We start from the raw sequence: 17,041 nt of genomic DNA, 5'->3' as shown, positions 1-17,041 counted from the left end.
GGCAAACGGTTTGATCAATTCGATATAGACGACACGTTCGCATTGCGGCCTGCGTGCGAGCGCCGATACTGAATACAGAATTTCGACATATCGGTTGCATCCACAAAGGAGGACATCATGAGCGAACAGATGCTGCACATCCTGGGCCCGTCGCGCCGCGACGAAATCGCCGTCATCGTCGGCGACGGCCCCGCCCTCGTATCGCTGCGGCGCGCGATCGACAGCGCGCTGCTGTGCGGCGCCGGCGGTACCGTGGTCTACCAGTCCGATGGCGAGAATTACCTGCTGGCGGTGGCGCTGCAGAAGGACATGAGCAGCGTCCACACCGGCTATGCGAACGACACCGTCTCGCACCGCTCGCTGCGCGAAAAGACGCCGATCCGGGCAGTGAAGAACTTCTGGCCAGCCCTCTCCAAGGCCATGCGGTTGCGGGAAGCCGACGCCGGCGGTGCGCTTGCCTCGGGACTCGCGCCGCAAGTAGGCGCTGCCATCGACTGACTGCCACAGCAGCGCGTGTGAAATACCATCAGCGCTCACCTGGCGGAACTGGCAATGGCCCCCGACACCCTCAACGCTGCAGACGCCGCCGCGCTGCTGTATGCCGATACCGCTACGGTGCTGGCATTGGCACGTGACGGCGAACTGCCGGGAACGAAGGTCGGCAAATCGTGGGTGTTCCTGCGCAGCGACGTCCTGGATTACCTGCGTGAACGGGTACGCGCGGATACCGAGCAGCGGCGGCGCGATCGGAATTTGGCATTGGTACCTGTGGCATTGCAGCTGCCTGCAGCCTGCAAGACCCGCAGGCGCGCTCCGCCGCCCCTTCCGGCGCTGCCCGCGAACACCAGTCGCTCGCCATGAATGCCGTTTCAGCGCGTGCATTCGTCATCGGCACCGTGCAGCCATGAGTGATCCTGGCGACGGACGGAAGGCATCGGCGAGCGAAAGAGAGTTAGACAGATTGTTGTCATGAACCCGCTAGGGTCTTCAATCGAAAATCACGCCGCTACGTTGCCAGAACTCGCATTTGTGAATCCGTCCGAAACTGCCTTTAGTCATGGCTGGATTCGGTAAAACGAGGCTCATGTAGTTGTCGAGCGAAGGGTCGTAGCGCGGCCATTCGGCTGCGCGGTCCTTCATGCCGGCCGCGCTGGTCCAGTAGCGGACCATCGTGTCAGACAGCTTCTCCTGGAGCGGGTTCAATTTGACCGGCTTACCGCGACCGCCGTGAAAGCCAGGGAAAATATACGCCAGCTCCATGCTGTGTCCCGCCCCCATGACGAACGAGGTAGGCGCAGTGAGATAGTCGGGTGCCGTGCGGTCGGCGAACTCGAACGCATGGGTCGGCGTTTGCGCAGCGACCCAGCGACTGATCGCACGGCCCGGGCAGGCAAATTCCATGTCCGTCACTGCCGCCGCATAAGCTTCGCTGGCATTTGTATAGTCACTGACAGGGTACGCTTTCTTCACCTCCTCGGCCCAGGTGCCGAACCAGTCGCTCATCGCCTTGTCGTACGACGCTCCCTGGAGTGGTGCCTGTGTGAGATTTTCCACCGCGCCTGCGAAGAATCCGCCTTCGTCGCGCGTGCTGCCATTGATCAGCGTGACGTGGTTGAATTTTCCGGACCGATACGCCTCGGCCGGATGCATCGGCATGACGGTACCATCGATGATGACCTGATTGATCAGATAAGGTGTCTGCATGGCCAGGACCGTCGCGACAGGCAGCGCCCGCAGGCAAGCGGCAGCATCGCCGCTTTCGCAACCTGCAGCCCGGGCAAAGCCGGTGCCCATCTTCTCGGCGAAGTCGAGCGGCTTGGGTGCACCGAAGGCCGGGAATTTCAGCGCCACGGCACCACCGCTCATGGCAATCGCATGCTGGAAGTTGCCGCGGGACCCCGGCGCCGCCACGTGCGCCAGCACGCTGTTTCCGCCAGACGATTCGCCAGCGATCGTCACGTTGCCCTTGTCCCCACCGAAAGCGGCGATGTTGCGCTGTACCCAGTCCAGCGCCATCTGCTGGTCCATGAACCCGTAATTGGCAAACGCGTGCCCCTCGCCGTTCAGGACCGGATGGGCGAAGTAGCCCAGCAGGCCCAGGCGATAGTTGATGGTCACGACGACCGCGTTCCCGTCCTTGGCCAGCTTGCTGGCGTCGTAATCACGGTTGGCGCCGACGAACAGGCTACCGCCGTGGATCCAGACGAACACGGGCAGCTTCTTCCCACGCCTCACGGCGTCCTTGCCGACGTATACGTTCAAGTTGAGACAGTCTTCCCGCCCGCCCGGCTTACCAAAGACGCCGAGGTCTTCGTTCTGCGGGCAATAGTTGCCGAACGATTTGGCGTCGCGCACGGCGCTCCAGGGCTGGGGGCGTTGCGGCGGCATCCAGCGCAGCTTGCCCACCGGCGCGGCGGCGTAGGGAATGCCGAGCCACGCCTGCATGCCGTCCTGGTCGATACCACCGACCAGCCCGCTATCGGTCTTCACCTGCAAGGGTATCGGCTGGGCTGCTGCCATGCTGATCGTGCCCAGGACGAGTCCTGCGATCATCAAGTGTCGAATCATCTTTTCTCTTTCGGCTGATAAGCAAACGGAAACGGGCGGCGGTGCCTGCCCGTCTGTTTGCAAGCAGTCTACCTATCAGGCGAACGGGGGACTAGCCGGCAAATCCAGCTAGGAACGATAAGCTCAGCTAATCGATTGCATCAGGAGCAAATGTAGCTGGTCGCAAGATCCGGATTGCCGCCTGTGTACTGCACGCGCTGCGGATACACGCAGATGGGCCGCGTCCTGGTCACGCCGCCGCCACTGCTTCGCAGCGTCACGTCGGCCGGAGCGACGCCGTGCTCGACCCATGCCGTGAGCAGCTCGTACATCTGGGTCGGCGCGAAATTGGGCGGCGACGCGGCCGGATTGGCCGTCCCGTTCGGTGTCCCGTGGCCCAGGCCAGGCACCAGGTACAGGCGATAGAAGTCCTGGACGTTCGCCACGCCGCCCATGTTCGCGGCGACCCGGTTGTAGTAATTGATCGTTCCCTGCGGCGCGATCGCTTCATCGTTCAGGCCATGCCAGGTCAGCATCTTCCCGCCGCGCGCCTTGAAGGCAGACAGGTCCGGCGAGTCGGTATTGATCTCGCCGAATTTCGACTGCAAGGCCAGCCCGCGCTCGTAAGCGCCGGCCAGCTGCGCATACGACAGCTGCTTCCACCGCCCCTGTCCCGTTCCCTCGGCGTTGACGAAATTCGGTCCGGCAATCGTGGGGTCCTGCAGCTCAAGCGCCAGCAGGTCGGACGCGATCAGGAACGGACCGCGCGGACTGGCGAGGCCGTCAAGGCCCATGTCGTAGAAGGTCTTCGCATACAGCGATGTCCCCCTGGGCAGGCCGAACCATTTGTGGTTGCCAGTGCCCGGCAGGGTCGCGGATTCCGCGTCCTTCCAGCCATTGTCGGCGACGGGCGCTGGCACCGTGCCGTCGGCAGTCATGCCATACCAGATTTTGTTGATTGCATTCGCCTGCGTCTTGCTGAGGCAATCCGGCGTATTGTTGCTGCCGCCATCGGCCCGGCAAAGAACGGCGGCATCCTTGGCAGGATCGTAAGTGCAGATCGAGGGGTCGAGAAGGTATCCGAGGTGGTGGCCGCCGACGACATCGCACGCGCGGATGGCGGCATTCGACGCCAGGTCCATCTGGGCAAGTGACAGCGGCTTTCCTTTCAGGTCGCGCTGGAACACGATCTGGGGGTACATTTCGGAGGTGATGAACCGCGTCCAGTTAAGGGCCGGGAAGTTGGCGATGATGCCATCGAAATCGTCAGGATGACGCTGGGCGAGCTTCAGGCCCTGGCGGCCGCCGGTGGATCCGCCTTCCCAGTACGAACGCCTGGGCGCGGCGCCATAGTAGGCCGTCGCCAGCGCCTTGGTCTTCAGCGCCTGCTCGTGGATGGCGCGCGAGGCAAAATCGATCCACAGGCGTTCGTTGATACCGCCATCCGGCAGCATGGCGAACGAGCCGCCGCCGACGGTATGGCCGGTATCCGTCACCGACGATACCGCGCCTTCGCCGCCCGCGATGGCTGCCGCATCGGGGCTCGCAATCGCATCGGTGGCGGCCGCCTTGCCGCCCTGCCAGCCGCCGCCGCCGAGGGCGTGGACCCTGCCGTTCCAGTTCGCCCTGGCAGGCAGCCAGACTTCGATTCCGATGCCACGCGATGTCGAGGTCGCATTGGCAGGCCCCCGGTTGCCTGGTCCGACCACAAGCTTCACCAGACAGACATCATTGTCTGCCGGCTTGCCGGGCTTCGATGCGGGCGAGCCGGGCAGCGAGAGTGGCTCGCCTTTGCGGAAGGCCTTGACCAGCACGACCGAAGTGTCTGCGTCGGTTGCGAACGATGATTTCAGGGTCTCGTCGCATGACAGCACAGGCGCTGCGCCAGCGCTTGCAGGCAGCGCTGCCATCATGAAGCCGGCGCCAGCCAGCGGCAGCACTAAAGATCGAAATTGCATGGTGAACCTGACAGTGATAGTTAAGTGAGTGTCAACCTTAACCACACCGTGCGGCGCTGCGTAGTGACGTTTGTTTCTAAATGGTATGAGGCAAATTAATAAACACCCGGTTCTCAGGCCGGCAGGCGCAGCGCATCGACCACGATGCTGAACGCGGACGCCGACTGCAGCCGGCTCGGATAATACAGGTGGTAACCGGGAAAAACGGGCCACCATTCTTCCAGCACCGGCACCAGCTCGCCCGCTGCGACATGCGGCGCAGCCAGCGCTTGGGGAATGAATCCGATCCCGACACCTGCCAGGGCGGCATTGAGCATCTGCCTGGTGGTACTAGCCGTAAACTGGCCTCGGACCTGCACTTCCAATGTCCTGTCATCTTTCATGAATTCCCAGGCATACAAGCCGCCATGCGTTGGCAGGCGAAGGTTGATGCAGTTGTGCAGTGTCAGCTCCTGTGGCGTTTTTGGCGTGGCCCGTTGTGCGAAATAGTCTGGATGGGCAATTGCGGCGAGCTTGGCGTCCGGCCCGATACGAACTGCGATCATGTCCTTGGCGACCTGATCGCCCAGCCGCACGCCCGCGTCGAAGCGATTGGTAACGATATCGACCATCCTGTTGTCGATCGCGATCTCGATATTGATCTCCGGGTATTCCAGCATCAGGCTGGATAGCTTGGGCCAAAGGATCGTGTCCGCGGCATGGTCCGTCGCCGTGATGCGGACCGTCCCTGCCGGCGCGCCATGGTTGCCGAGCGCTGCCATTTCGGCCTCGATTTCTTCGAAATGCGGCGTCAACGTCGCTAGCAGATGCGCGCCCGCCTCGGTTGGTGCCACTCCACGCGTGGTCCGCGTCAGGAGGCGGATGCCGAGTTTCGCCTCGAGAGTACGGATGGTGTGGCTGAGGGCGGACTGCGACACGCCCAGCTGGGCAGCCGCCCGCGTGAAGCTTCGCTCGCGCGCTACCACCAGGAATACCTGCAGATTATTGAAGTCGGGACGGGGCATTTATGAAATATCTACATATCGGTTTGCAAAGTTTACTGCTAGTTCACCTGTCGAACAATACCTACAGTGGGCGCCAGACCGCGCATGAACCGATCGATGCGCGCTTCCATACCATGAAAGGAATCCGCGATGACCAGCAAAGAAATCCAACCCGCCCCGCAACCACCGCTGCCGACACGACGACTCGGCCCCCTCGAAGTCAGCGCCGTCGGATCGGGCTGCATGAACTTCCACTTTGCCTACAGCGAACGCTTGAGCCGTCGCGACGCTATCAAGGTCATCCATTCCGCCTACGACCGGGGCGTGCGGTTCTTCGATACCGCCCAGGTCTACGGCCCGTTCCTGTCGGAAGAGACCGTCGGTGAGGCGCTCAAGCCGTTCCGCGACGACGTGGTCATCGCCACCAAGTTCGGCTTTCATTTCGGCAAGGACGGCAAGCCGACCGGCCTGGACAGCAGCCCCGAGCAGATCAAGCGCAGCACCGAGGATTCGTTGCGGCGCCTGCAGACTGATTACATCGACCTCTACTACCAGCATCGCGTCGACCCGGCCGTGCCGATCGAAGACGTCGCCGGCGCGGTACAGGACCTGATCAGGGAAGGCAAGGTACGCCACTTCGGCCTGTCTGAAGCCGGCGGCGCCACCATCCGCCGCGCCCATGCCGTACAGGCCGTCACCGCCGTCCAGAACGAATACTCGTTCTGGACCCGCGACCCCGAGCACGAAGTCATCCCGACCTGCGAGGAGCTCGGCATCGGCCTGGTAGCCTGGAGCCCGCAGGGCATGGGTTACCTGAGCGGCAAGATCACGCCAGACACCCGCTTCGACCCGCAACTCGACCTCAGGACGCAGTTCCCGCGCTTCACGCCGCAGGCCCGCCGTGCAAACTGGCCCGTGGTCGAGCTCCTGCAGCGCGTGGCACGTCGCAAGGAAGCATTGCCAGTCCAGATCGCTCTCGCCTGGGTCCTCTCGCGCAAGCCGTGGATCGTACCGATCCCGGGAACCATCCGGACCGAGCACATGCTGCAGAGCGTCGGCGCCCTCGACATCCAGCTCGACGCAGCCGACCTGCGGGAACTCGACGAGGGATTCGCCGCGATCCAGATCGATGGCCAGCGTGCCGACGAGGAACACCTCCGGCAGCACGACGACGGTGCCAACGTCGGCACGACATCGGCAGGCGGCCACGGTAAGAGCCCTCTGCCACCTGCGGCGATCCATCCATAAGCTGAACTTATCGTGGCATGCGGGATTGTTGTCTGGTCAATGTTACCGCTCTCCGCTATGGTGGGTCGACCTGACTGTCACCCGATGCCGCGCCATTGTCTGTTGCATCCTCGCTAGGAAATATCATGCGCCTTCATCTTGCAGCGCTTGGCGCGCTGGCCCTCGTATCAACCTGCACAACGGTGCCGGCTTGCGCAGCCAACCGCACTGGCGTGCCCCTACCGGACGCACGCTCGGAGGCGGCCAGCAAGGCGCCCTTGCCCGCCTCCGAATGGCATCTGGAAAACAGCATGGCCGAGGCTTATCTCGCCGTAACCGATGCCAACGTCGTGCTCGAAGGCCCCAGTTTCGCCCGCAACGGCGACCTGTTCTTCTCGAATTCGACGGCTGGCCAGCTGCTGAAGATGTCCTCCGATAAGCACCTGGCAACCGTAGCCGGGTTCGGCAGCGCCAGCATCGGCGGCACCGCCATCCACCGTGACGGACGCATCTTCGTGGCTGTGCACGACAAGGCATTCACGAAAGGCTGGATCGTTGCCCTGCAGCCCGACGGCACCCACCGGCAGACCGTACTGGCTCCCGATCGCGGCTTCATCCCGAACGACCTGGTGTTCGACCGTGGGGGCGGCATTTATTTCACCGACTTCCGCGGCACCTCCAGCGATCCTGTTGGCGGGGTCTATTACATTGCCCCGGGTTCCGCGAAGATCACGCCGATCCTCCGTCATCTGTCTCGCGCGAACGGGATCGCGCTGTCGCCGGACGGCGCCACGCTCTGGGTCACGGAACACGGCCGCAACCTGCTGCACAAGGTCGATCTGTCCGGTCCGACGACGGTGAAGCCGATGGGCACGAATGTGCCCTACGTCTTCACGGGTCCGGGGCCGGATTCCATGCGTACAGACAGCCAGGGCAACGTCTACGTCGCGATGATCCAGCAAGGAAGAGTCCTGGTCTTCGCACCCAATGGCGTCCCGACCGGGCAAATTTTGCTTCCCCAGCGCGAACAGGGCCGTAACCTGATGTCCGCAAGCCTGGCACTCAGCCCGCACAGCGACGACCTGTTCATCGTCGCCGGCGACGGGGAAGCCGGTGGAGGGGCGTCGATTTTCCATGCACGTGCTTCGGCCAGAGGCGTCACGCAGTTCTCGCACGAACAGGCGCCGCAGCCAGGCAGCCAGGAAAGCAGCCAATGACCAGGACGTCACTCAAGAAAATAGGTATCGGGCTGTTCACCCTCCTGCTGGCTCTTGTCGGCCTGGCCCTGGCCGTGGGTGGCGCCATGCTGGTGTATTACGGGGGATCCTTTTACTACCTCTTGGCGGGACTGGCGCTGGTTGCGTGTGCATCTGCGGTCATCAAATATCGCAGCAAGGCATTCAGCATTTTCCTCGTCCTGCTCGCATGCACCATGGCCTGGAGCCTGTGGGAAGTGGGGTTCAGCCCCTGGGAGCTCCTGCCGCGCCTCGCCCTTTTCCTGGTGGCCGGCGTGTGCTTCGTGCTGCTTCCCGGGACCGATGCTGCTGCCATGCCCCACCGCGGAGCGCGGGCGCTGGCATTGTGCACGTCGATCGGCGCGGCATGCATCGGCGGGTTTGGCCTCCACCTTGCGGCTCCGGCAGTCCCCGCCGATCCCCTGCTGCGCGCGGGGGTAGCGACAGCCTATCCCGCCGCCGGCCAGGCCGGCAGGCCGGCGGGCAGGCAGGACGGCAACCCCGCCGCACAAAGTGCCTGGCCCGCATTCGGCAATGACCTGGGCGGTACCCGGTTCAGTCCGCTGACGCAGATCAGCGCCGACAATGTGGGCAAACTGGAAAAAGCCTGGGAAGCCGACACCGGCCCGGCATCACCAGGCCAGCACAACGACCTCGAAGTCGTGCCCATCATGATTGGCGATACGCTATATGCCTGCAACGGCCATAACCGTATCACGGCCTTCGATGCGGAAACCGGCGTCGAACGCTGGCACACCGACATTTCGAATGGCGTGCGTGCGTCGGGCAAGCCGTGCCGGGGCGTTTCGTACTACAAGGTTTCGAGCAATGGCGGCGTCTGCGCGGAACGCATTTTCGCGGCAAGCCAGTCACCGGCACTGGTGGCGCTGGACGCGCATACCGGCAAGCCGTGCGAGGATTTCGGCGCCGCAGGATTTGTCGACCTGAACAGGAATATCAGCCGGCACCCGTTCGGCCATTACTACTTCAGTTCGGCGCCGCAGATCATCCGTGGCAAGGTAGTGGTGGGCGGCAGCATTCCCGACGGCCAGTACTGGGGCGGACCGTCCGGCGTGATCCGCGCCTTCGATGCGAAGACGGGCGAGCTGGCCTGGGCGTATGATTCGAACCAGCCGGACCGCATCGGCGCACCGCCGGACGGCGCCGTCTATTCGCCCTCCTCGCCAAACAACTGGGCGCCGATGAGTGCCGACGAAACGCTCGGACTGGTTTATGTGCCGATGGGCGGTGCAACGCCTGACAACTACGGCGGCCAACGCAGGCCAGGGGACGACCAGATCGGCAGTTCGGTGCTCGCGCTCGATGCCGAAACCGGCCGCAAGCGCTGGCACTTCCAGACGACCCACCACGACATCTGGGACTACGACGTTCCATCGCAGCCAACGCTGGCCGATATCCCGCTGGATGGCAAGATGCGGCACATCCTCATCCAGCCGACCAAGCGCGGTGAGGTGTTCGTCCTCGACCGCGAGACCGGCCGGCCGATCTACCCTGTTCAGGAACTGGCCGTGCCCCAGGGCGGCATCGCGCCGGGCGAGCGGCTGTCGCCGACCCAGCCGTTTTCGCTCAAGCTCCCGGCGTTCCAGATGCCGCGCATCCGGGAACAGGACATGTGGGGGATCACGCCGCTGGACCAGCTGTACTGCAGGATCCAATTCCGCAAATCCAATTACGTCGGTCATTTCACGCCGCTCACGCTCGGCAAGCCGGTCATCATCGCGCCCGGCTCGGCCGGTGGGGTGAACTGGGGCAGCGTGTCCCTGGACCTGGACCATAACGTCATGGTGGTCAACTGGATGCGCCTGCCGGACCGGGTGACGCTGGTCACCCGCGAGGAAGCGGTACGGAGGAAGTTCAAGCTCGGCGATGGCGAGAGCTCGGGCGGCTTTCCCGGACGTCCCATGCTGAACACGCCATACGGCGCGTACGGCAGCCAGTTCCTGTCGCCTCTTGGCGTACCCTGCAGTGCTCCGCCGTGGGGGCTGATCTCCGCTGTGGACTTAAACAATGGCAAGCTGCTGTGGTCGAAGCCGCTGGGGACGGGCCGCGATACCGGGCCGCTGGGCATTCCCACGATGCTGCCACTGACCATCGGTGTGCCCATGACCGGCGGGTCGGTCACCACGCGCAGTGGCCTCGTCTTCATTGCGGCCACCGCCGAGAGAACCCTGCGTGCGCTCGACGTGCGCACGGGACGCGAGATCTGGTCGGCCCGGCTGCCCGCTGGCGGCAATGCCAGCCCGGTCACCTATATCAGCCCGCGCAGCGGACGACAGTTCGTGGTCATCGCGGCGGGCGGGCGCAAGTCGCTCAAGGTGCGGCAAGGCACGAAGATTGTCGCTTACGCGTTGCCGCACGCGACGCAGAAACAACCCCTTACCGAAACGGCGCAACGATGAAATTCACGACTCCCGCAAACCGCAATCCCATCGACCGTCTCAAGGTCGTCGGCCAATCCACGCAGCGCATCGATGGCCCGTTGAAGACGACCGGCACCGCACCCTACGCGTACGAGCAGAACGACGCAGCCCCTGGCGCGGCATATGGCTACATCGTCGGCGCTGCCATCGCCAAAGGCCGCATAGGCTCGATCGACGTGACGCGCGCCAGGGCCGCACCGGGCGTGCTTGGTATCGTCACTGCGGATAACGCCGGCAAGGTGGGCAACGGCGACTTCTACACCGCGCGCGCGCTGGCCGGCCCCGACATCCAGCACTATCACCAGGCTGTCGCCCTCGTCGTTGCCGAGACGTTCGAACAGGCACGGGCAGCGGCCCAGCTCGTGCGGGTTCAGTATGTGCAGGCCGACGGCGCTTACGACCTCGCCAAAGCGAAGGAGAAACCGCCGCGGCGCCAGCCACTGCAGCAGAAGCAGCCGCGCGATACGGCCATCGGCGACTTCGAGGCCGCCTACGCGGCCGCACCGGTCAAGCTCGATGCCACCTACACCACGCCCGACCATGCCCACACGATGCTCGAGCCCCACGCCACGATCGCCGCCTGGGACGGCGACCGGCTCACCCTGTGGACTGCCATCCAGATCGTCAGCTGGGGCACGCGGGACATGGCCAAGATCCTCGGCATCAGGAAGGAAAATATCCGTATTGTCTCCCCTTATATTGGCGGCGGCTTTGGCGGCAAGGGTTCGGTACTGGCCGACGCCGTGCTGGCGGCGCTGGCTGCCCGGCAGCTTGGCCGGCCGGTCAAGGTCGCGCTGCAGCGGCCCCTGATGTTCAATAACACCACGCACCGCGCCGCAACGATCCAGCGTATCCGCATCGCCACCGACAAGGCCGGCAGGATTACCGCCATCGGCCACGAGAGCTGGTCCGGCAACCTGGGCGACAATCCGGAAAGCGCCACGGCGCCCACGCGCCTCCTGTATGCCGGCGCCAACAGGATGACGCGCCTGCGCGTGGCCCATCTGGACCTGCCCGAGGCGAACGCCATGCGCGCACCCGGCGAGACCCCAGGCATGATGGCCCTGGAAATCGCGATGGACGAGATGGCCGAGAAGCTGGGACTGGACCCTGTCGCCTTCCGCATCCTGAACGACACGCAGGTCGATCCGGAGTCCCCAAGCCGGCCGTTTTCGCAGCGCCAGCTGGTCGAGTGCCTGCGCAGTGGCGCTGAACACTTCGGCTGGGAGCGGCGCGCGGCGCGACCTGGCATGCGGCGGGACGGCCGCTGGCTGGTCGGCATGGGCGTTGCATCCGCGATCCGCGGCGCGCAGGTGCAGAAGTCGGCCGCCAGCGTGCGGCTCGATGCCAGGGGCGTCATCACGGTCGAGACCGATATGACCGATATCGGCACCGGCACCTACACGATTCTCGCGCAGACAGCGGCCGAGATGATGGGTGTCGGCCTGGACAGGGTGGTGGTGCGGCTGGGCGATTCGACGTTCCCGCCAGGCGCCGGCTCCGGTGGCCAGTTCGGCGCAGCATCCTCGACGGCCGGCGTGTACGCCGCCTGCGTGAAGCTGCGCGCCATGGCCGCGCAGCGCCTCGGACTCGACGGCGCCAATGTGGAATTCCTGGGCGGTCGGGTGCGCGCGGGCGGCACCAGCAAGCCCCTGACCGATGCGGCAGTGGGTGGCGACCTGGTCGCGCAGGACACGATGGAATATGGCGATCTCAACAAGCGTTTCGCGCAGCAGACCTTCGCCGCCCACTTTGTGGAGGTCGGCGTCGATGCCGAGACGGGCGAAATCAGGGTCCGGCGCATGCTGGCAGTGTGTGCCGCGGGCCGTATCATCAACCCGCTGGCAGCGCGCAGCCAGATCATCGGCGGCATGACAATGGGTGCGGGCGCTGCCCTGATGGAGGAGCTGGTGGTCGACAAGCGCGCCGGCTTCTTCGTCAACCATGACATGGCCAGCTATGAAGTGCCAGTGCATGCCGACATCCCGCACCAGGACGTAATCTTCCTGGACGAAGCCGATCCCACCATTGGTCCGCTGAAGGCCAAGGGGGTCGGCGAACTGGGCATCAGCGGGGTGCCGGCTGCGATTGCCAATGCCGTCTATGACGCGACCGGAATCCGCGTGCGCGAATATCCGATCACGCTCGACAAGCTGCTCGACCGGCTTCCGCCGATCGGTTGACCGTCAGCGATTGATGGTCTGCTGCATCTGCGGGGTGTAGCGCGGCGCGTCGATGTCGATCTTCGCAATGGCTGCTTCGATCTGCTGCAGATCCTCCTCGGCCAGCAGCACGTCGGCAGCGGCGACGTTTTCTTCCAGGCGGTGCAGCTTGGTCGTGCCCGGAATCGGCGCGATCCACGGCTTTTGCAGCAGCAGCCACGCCAGCGCGATCTGGGCCGGCGTGGCGCCCTTCTCCGTGGCGATCCTGCCAAGCAATGCCACAAGCGACTGGTTGGCCTGACGCGCTGCCTCCTGGAAGCGTGGCAGGACATTACGCACGTCACCCGCCGCGAATGTCGTGTCCTGGCCGATCGCCCCCGTCAGGAATCCCTTGCCAAGCGGGCTGAACGGCACGAACCCAATGCCGAGTTCTTCCAGTGTAGGCATGACGCTCTGCTCGGGCTCGCGCCACCACATCGAATACTCGCTCTGCAGGGCAGCGACCGGCTGGACTGCATGTGCACGGCGGATGACGGCGGCGCCAGCTTCGGACAGGCCGAAATGCCGTACCTTGCCCTCCCGGATCAGGTCACGCACGGCGCCCGCCACGTCTTCGATCGGCACATTCGGGTCGACGCGGTGCTGGTACAGAAGATCGATGTGGTCGGTGCGCAGGCGTTGCAGGGACTGCTCGACGACGGCGCGAATGCGGGCCGGGTTGCTGTCCAGTCCTTCGGTCGGGTTGCCGTTCCTGAAGCCGAATTTGGTGGCAATCTGCACCTCGCCGCGGAAAGGCTCCAGCGCTTCGCCGACCATGTCCTCGTTATGCTGCCCATACGCTTCCGCAGTATCGAAGAACGTTACGCCGCGTTCGACAGCGGCGCGGATGAGGCGGATGCCGTCGCTCTTGTCCGTGGCAGGGCCATAGCCGAAACTCAGCCCCATGCAACCGAGGCCGATTGCCGAGACATCGAGTCCGCCCCTGCCGAGTGTGCGCTTCTGCATACGATATTCTCCCAATCAAAAGGCGCCTACTGTAGCGAGACGCAGGCATGTAGCCTAGGTCGTCTTTTCGCTAAGCGCTATGCAGGAACCTAATGAATCCGCACGGCGCGCCTTGCCATCAGGCCTGATAGCGTAGCGCCTCGATCAGCAGGGCCATTGCACGCGAAGGCTGGCGGCGGCTTGGATAGAACAGGTGAAAGCCGGGAAAAGTCGGGCTCCAGTCCTGCAGTACTTCCACCAACCGCCCGTCCTGCACGTGAGAGCGGACGACATCCTCCGGCACGAAGGCCACGCCAAGCCCGTCCAGCGCGGCATGCAGGATCTGGTAGCCGCCATTACAGACCAGCTGGCCTTCGACACGCACGTTGAGTGCTTCGTCGCCCTTTTTTAGCTCCCACGCATACAAGCCGCCGTAGGTGGGCAGGCGCAGGTTGATGCAGTTGTGCTGGGTGAGGTCCTGCGGCGTCACGGGCTTCGGCCGCGCGGTGAAATAGGACGGCGCAGCCACCGTCGCGAAGCGCATGTCCGGCCCGATGCGCACGGCGATCATGTCCTTGGCGACCACGTCGCCGCTGCGAATGCCGGCGTCGTAGCGCTCGGCCACGATGTCGGTCAGCCCATAGTCGAGGATCACTTCGACGTTCACTTCGGGGTTGTCCAGCAGGTAGCGGGTCAGCCGCGGCCGCAGCACGGTATCGGCGGCATGCTCGGTGGCGGTGAGCCGGATGGTCCCGCTCGGCTTGATGCGGAGTTCCGCGATCGCCGCCAGCTCCGCCTCGAGCTCCTCGAAACGGGGGCCGGCACTCTGCAGCAGTCGCTCGCCAGCCTCCGTGGCGGAGACGCTGCGGCTGGTACGGGTCAGGAGCCGCACGCCGAGCCGTGTCTCGAAGGCACGGATGGTCTGACTGAGCGCGGACTGCGAAATGCCGAGCTGGGCTGCAGCTCGCGTGAAGCTGCCAGCACGCGCAACAGCGACGAATGCGGCCAGATCGTTGAAATTCGTGCGCGCCATCGATTAGCTCCTCTTATGGTTCCATGCAGATTTTACCGTCTAGTCCATTGATAAACCAATAGGTAGACTGCTTGCATTCCGAGGAACGCTGCCTGGGTCCGCTTCTCCAGAGGGGGAGTCGCCCTGCGTCCCATCCTCCCACCACCAGAACGAGCAATGAATGTCTACTGCAACGCAATCTGAAACGAAACCTGCCTGGTCGGCCGTGTATGCCATCGGACTGGCCGTTGCCGGCCTCACCTCGGCCGAAATGCTCCCCGTGAGCCTGCTGACCCCGATCGCCCACGACCTGAAGATCAGCGAAGGGCTGGCAGGCCAGACCGTCACCGCAACTGCCATCGTGGCATTGATCGCCAGCCTGTTCACGGCAGTGGCAACGCGCGGCCTGGACCGCCGCAAGCTGCTGATCGGCCTGTCCATCCTGCAGGTTGCGTCGGGACTGCTCGCCGCCTTCGCACCAAACCTTCCGGTGCTGGTGCTCAGCCGCCTGCTGCTCGGTGTTTCCGTCGGCGGATTCTGGGCGATGTCGGCTGCGTTGGCCATGCGGCTGGTGCCGGCCAATATGCTGGGCAAGGCACTTGCCGTCATTTTCGGTGGCGGGTCGATCGCGACGATCGCCGCCGCACCGCTCGGCAGCTTCCTGGGCGGTTTGATCGGCTGGCGTGGCGTTTTCCTGGTCGCCACCGTGCTGGCCATCGCCGCGCTGGTGTGGCAATGGGTGGTGCTGCCATCGATGCCGCCGCGCGGGCATGCGCGCCTGGCGACCTTGTTTCACGTGCTGACTCGTCCAAAGATCAAGCTCGGGATGCTGGCGGTGGTGCTGGTGTTCGGCGGCCACTTCGCCTTCTTCACGTATCTGCGCCCCTTCCTCGAATCGGTAACCGGGATGGGACTGAACGGCGTATCGGCGATCCTGCTCGTGTTCGGCATCGGCGGTTTCGTCGGGACATCCCTGTCGGGACGCCTGTTAACGCGCAGTGTTCATGCGACGCTGCTGGCCGTGCCGCTGCTGATGACGGCGATGGCGGCGGGCCTGGTCATGTTCGGCAGCGTGCCGGCCGTCGTATCGCTGTTCATCGCCGTATGGGGCTTCGCTTTCGGCACCGTACCGGTCGGCTGGTCGACCTGGCTGACCCAGACTGTGCCGGACGAAGCGGAAAGCGCGGGCGGCATCCTGGTCGCGGCCATCCAGATCGCCATCACGGCCGGTGCGGCCCTCGGCGGCGTGCTGTTCGACCATGGCGGGCCGCGCGAAGCCTTCATGGGCAGCGGCGTGATCCTGCTCGTGGCGTCGCTGGTAATCTGCACCATCGTGCGTGCGCGTCCATCGGTCGCGGTGGCACGCTCCGGACGGGCATGAACTCGGGCGTGGAACCGGTTCGGGGCAGCGCCGTCGTCGTCGGCGCATCGCTCGCGGGCCTGATGGCAGCCCTGGCACTTGCGCGCATCGGCATGGAAGTCGACGTGCTCGAACGTTCCGACGATACGGGCCGCACCGGCGCCGCCCTGCAGGCCGAGCCAGGCCTGCTGGAACAGCTGACGGGGCGGGGCGCTGCGTCCCTGCGGGCAGCCATACCAACCGGCGTGCAAACCTGGTTCGCCGTGCATGCGGCCTTGCGTGCGGCGGCCGATGCTGAGTGCCGGATCCGCCTGCACCAGCAGACCAATGTCCGTGAGGCGCGTCAGGATACGGGCCGCGCCTGGGTGGTCACCGGCGACGACAAGATCTTCGAAGGCGACATCGTTATCGGCGCCGACGGCCACCGCAGCGTCGTGCGGCGCAGTGTCTGCCCCGACAAGCCCGACGCGGAATTTGCCGGCTACCTCATCTGGATCGGCATCGTCGACGAACTGGCGATCGCGCCGCAGCGGCACTGGCCGCGTGACCTGGCGATCCTCAACGGCGGGGGCCATACCTTCCTCGGCTGCTCGCTGCCGGACGACGCCGGCACCCGGGAACCAGGTCAAGGCCGGCTCGGTTGGGGATGGTATGACGCCGGTCGCAACGACCTGCTGCGCGCGCAAGGCTGCGTGGTGGGGAATGTCGTGCACCACACACTGCGCGCCGCCGACATTCCGGAGGCCACCTACCGCGAACTGGCCCGCGAGGCCAGGAAATACTGGCCCTCGCCGTGGCGCGACGCAGTCCTCGACTGCATCGAGCGGCGCGCCGTGATCGGCACGCCCATCGCCGAATACCTGCCTGAACGACTGGTGGACCGGCGTCTCGCGCTGGTCGGCGATGCCGCCCATGTGCCGACGCCGATGACAGGCAACGGCTTCAGCGCATCGTTCCGCGACGCCCTGGCGCTCGCCGAATGCGTCGATGAATGCCGGGGTGCCGGATTCGAGGCGGCGCTGCAACGCTACCAGGCGATGCGGCTCGAGGACGTGCGGCGCCTGGTGCAAGGCGGGCAAAACTTCAGCCGCGGGTTCGCCCGGGGCGGATGAACGCAGGGCCGTTCACGTCA

The 17,041-nt window shown here is 64.8% G+C and carries 13 protein-coding genes; 8 read left to right on the top strand and 5 right to left on the bottom strand.

Annotated elements, in window-relative coordinates; genetic code table 11:
- The first annotated feature begins 117 nt into the window (after positions 1-117).
- Both IP91_RS20275 and IP91_RS20270 read left to right on the top strand, forming a co-directional pair.
- Positions 118-498: a hypothetical protein gene (locus IP91_RS20275; RefSeq protein ID WP_145651349.1), complete on the top strand. Its 381-nt coding sequence runs from the start codon at positions 118-120 to the stop codon at positions 496-498.
- 54 nt (positions 499-552) lie between these two features.
- The gene (locus tag IP91_RS20270) at positions 553-861 is read left to right on the top strand and encodes a helix-turn-helix domain-containing protein (RefSeq protein WP_145651347.1); all 309 of its coding nucleotides are present in this window, start codon (positions 553-555) and stop codon (positions 859-861) included.
- A gap of 126 nt (positions 862-987) precedes the next feature.
- On the opposite strand, the gene IP91_RS20265 is transcribed toward IP91_RS20270, so the two are convergent.
- The 3 genes from IP91_RS20265 to IP91_RS20255 all read right to left on the bottom strand — a co-directional run bounded on the left by IP91_RS20265 (position 988) and on the right by IP91_RS20255 (position 5,509).
- On the bottom strand, positions 988-2,568 hold the full coding sequence (locus IP91_RS20265) for a carboxylesterase/lipase family protein (protein ID WP_145651345.1): 1,581 nt from the start codon (positions 2,566-2,568) through the stop codon (positions 988-990).
- A gap of 140 nt (positions 2,569-2,708) precedes the next feature.
- Positions 2,709-4,505 (bottom strand): tannase/feruloyl esterase family alpha/beta hydrolase, encoded by a 1,797-nt coding sequence (locus IP91_RS20260; protein ID WP_145651343.1) that lies wholly within the window; start codon positions 4,503-4,505, stop codon positions 2,709-2,711.
- 113 nt (positions 4,506-4,618) lie between these two features.
- On the bottom strand, positions 4,619-5,509 hold the full coding sequence (locus IP91_RS20255) for a LysR family transcriptional regulator (RefSeq protein WP_145651341.1): 891 nt from the start codon (positions 5,507-5,509) through the stop codon (positions 4,619-4,621).
- 168 nt (positions 5,510-5,677) lie between these two features.
- Here IP91_RS20255 and IP91_RS20250 point away from each other — a divergent pair, with 168 nt between their 5' ends.
- The 4 genes from IP91_RS20250 to paoC all read left to right on the top strand — a co-directional run bounded on the left by IP91_RS20250 (position 5,678) and on the right by paoC (position 12,574).
- Positions 5,678-6,736: an aldo/keto reductase gene (locus IP91_RS20250; RefSeq protein ID WP_145651572.1), complete on the top strand. Its 1,059-nt coding sequence runs from the start codon at positions 5,678-5,680 to the stop codon at positions 6,734-6,736.
- 125 nt (positions 6,737-6,861) lie between these two features.
- Positions 6,862-7,932, top strand: a complete 1,071-nt coding sequence (locus tag IP91_RS20245; RefSeq protein WP_145651339.1) for an SMP-30/gluconolactonase/LRE family protein — start codon at positions 6,862-6,864, stop codon at positions 7,930-7,932.
- A complete protein-coding gene (locus IP91_RS20240) occupies positions 7,929-10,370 on the top strand; it encodes a pyrroloquinoline quinone-dependent dehydrogenase (RefSeq protein ID WP_145651337.1) in 2,442 nt (813 codons plus the stop codon). Before IP91_RS20245 ends, IP91_RS20240 begins: the two co-directional genes overlap by 4 nt.
- The gene (gene paoC, locus IP91_RS20235; RefSeq protein ID WP_145651335.1) at positions 10,367-12,574 is read left to right on the top strand and encodes an aldehyde oxidoreductase molybdenum-binding subunit PaoC; all 2,208 of its coding nucleotides are present in this window, start codon (positions 10,367-10,369) and stop codon (positions 12,572-12,574) included. Before IP91_RS20240 ends, paoC begins: the two co-directional genes overlap by 4 nt.
- 3 nt (positions 12,575-12,577) lie before the next feature.
- Here the strand turns inward: paoC and IP91_RS20230 are convergent, their stop codons facing one another.
- Both IP91_RS20230 and IP91_RS20225 read right to left on the bottom strand, forming a co-directional pair.
- Positions 12,578-13,558, bottom strand: a complete 981-nt coding sequence (locus IP91_RS20230) for an aldo/keto reductase (protein ID WP_145651333.1) — start codon at positions 13,556-13,558, stop codon at positions 12,578-12,580.
- Positions 13,559-13,676: 118 nt separating this feature from the next.
- Positions 13,677-14,570, bottom strand: a complete 894-nt coding sequence (locus IP91_RS20225) for a LysR family transcriptional regulator (protein ID WP_145651331.1) — start codon at positions 14,568-14,570, stop codon at positions 13,677-13,679.
- A gap of 160 nt (positions 14,571-14,730) precedes the next feature.
- Between IP91_RS20225 and IP91_RS20220 the strand changes: the two genes are divergently transcribed.
- On the top strand, positions 14,731-15,930 hold the full coding sequence (locus tag IP91_RS20220; RefSeq protein WP_145651329.1) for an MFS transporter: 1,200 nt from the start codon (positions 14,731-14,733) through the stop codon (positions 15,928-15,930).
- Positions 15,927-17,021 (top strand): FAD-dependent monooxygenase, encoded by a 1,095-nt coding sequence (locus IP91_RS20215; protein ID WP_145651327.1) that lies wholly within the window; start codon positions 15,927-15,929, stop codon positions 17,019-17,021. Before IP91_RS20220 ends, IP91_RS20215 begins: the two co-directional genes overlap by 4 nt.
- Positions 17,022-17,041 lie beyond the last annotated feature (20 nt).

The organism is Pseudoduganella lurida (assembly GCF_007830455.1).
Taxonomy (GTDB): domain Bacteria; phylum Pseudomonadota; class Gammaproteobacteria; order Burkholderiales; family Burkholderiaceae_D; genus Rugamonas; species Rugamonas lurida.
The sequence above is the reverse complement of the archived record's forward strand: the minus strand, read 5'-3'. Positions and strand labels throughout refer to the sequence as shown.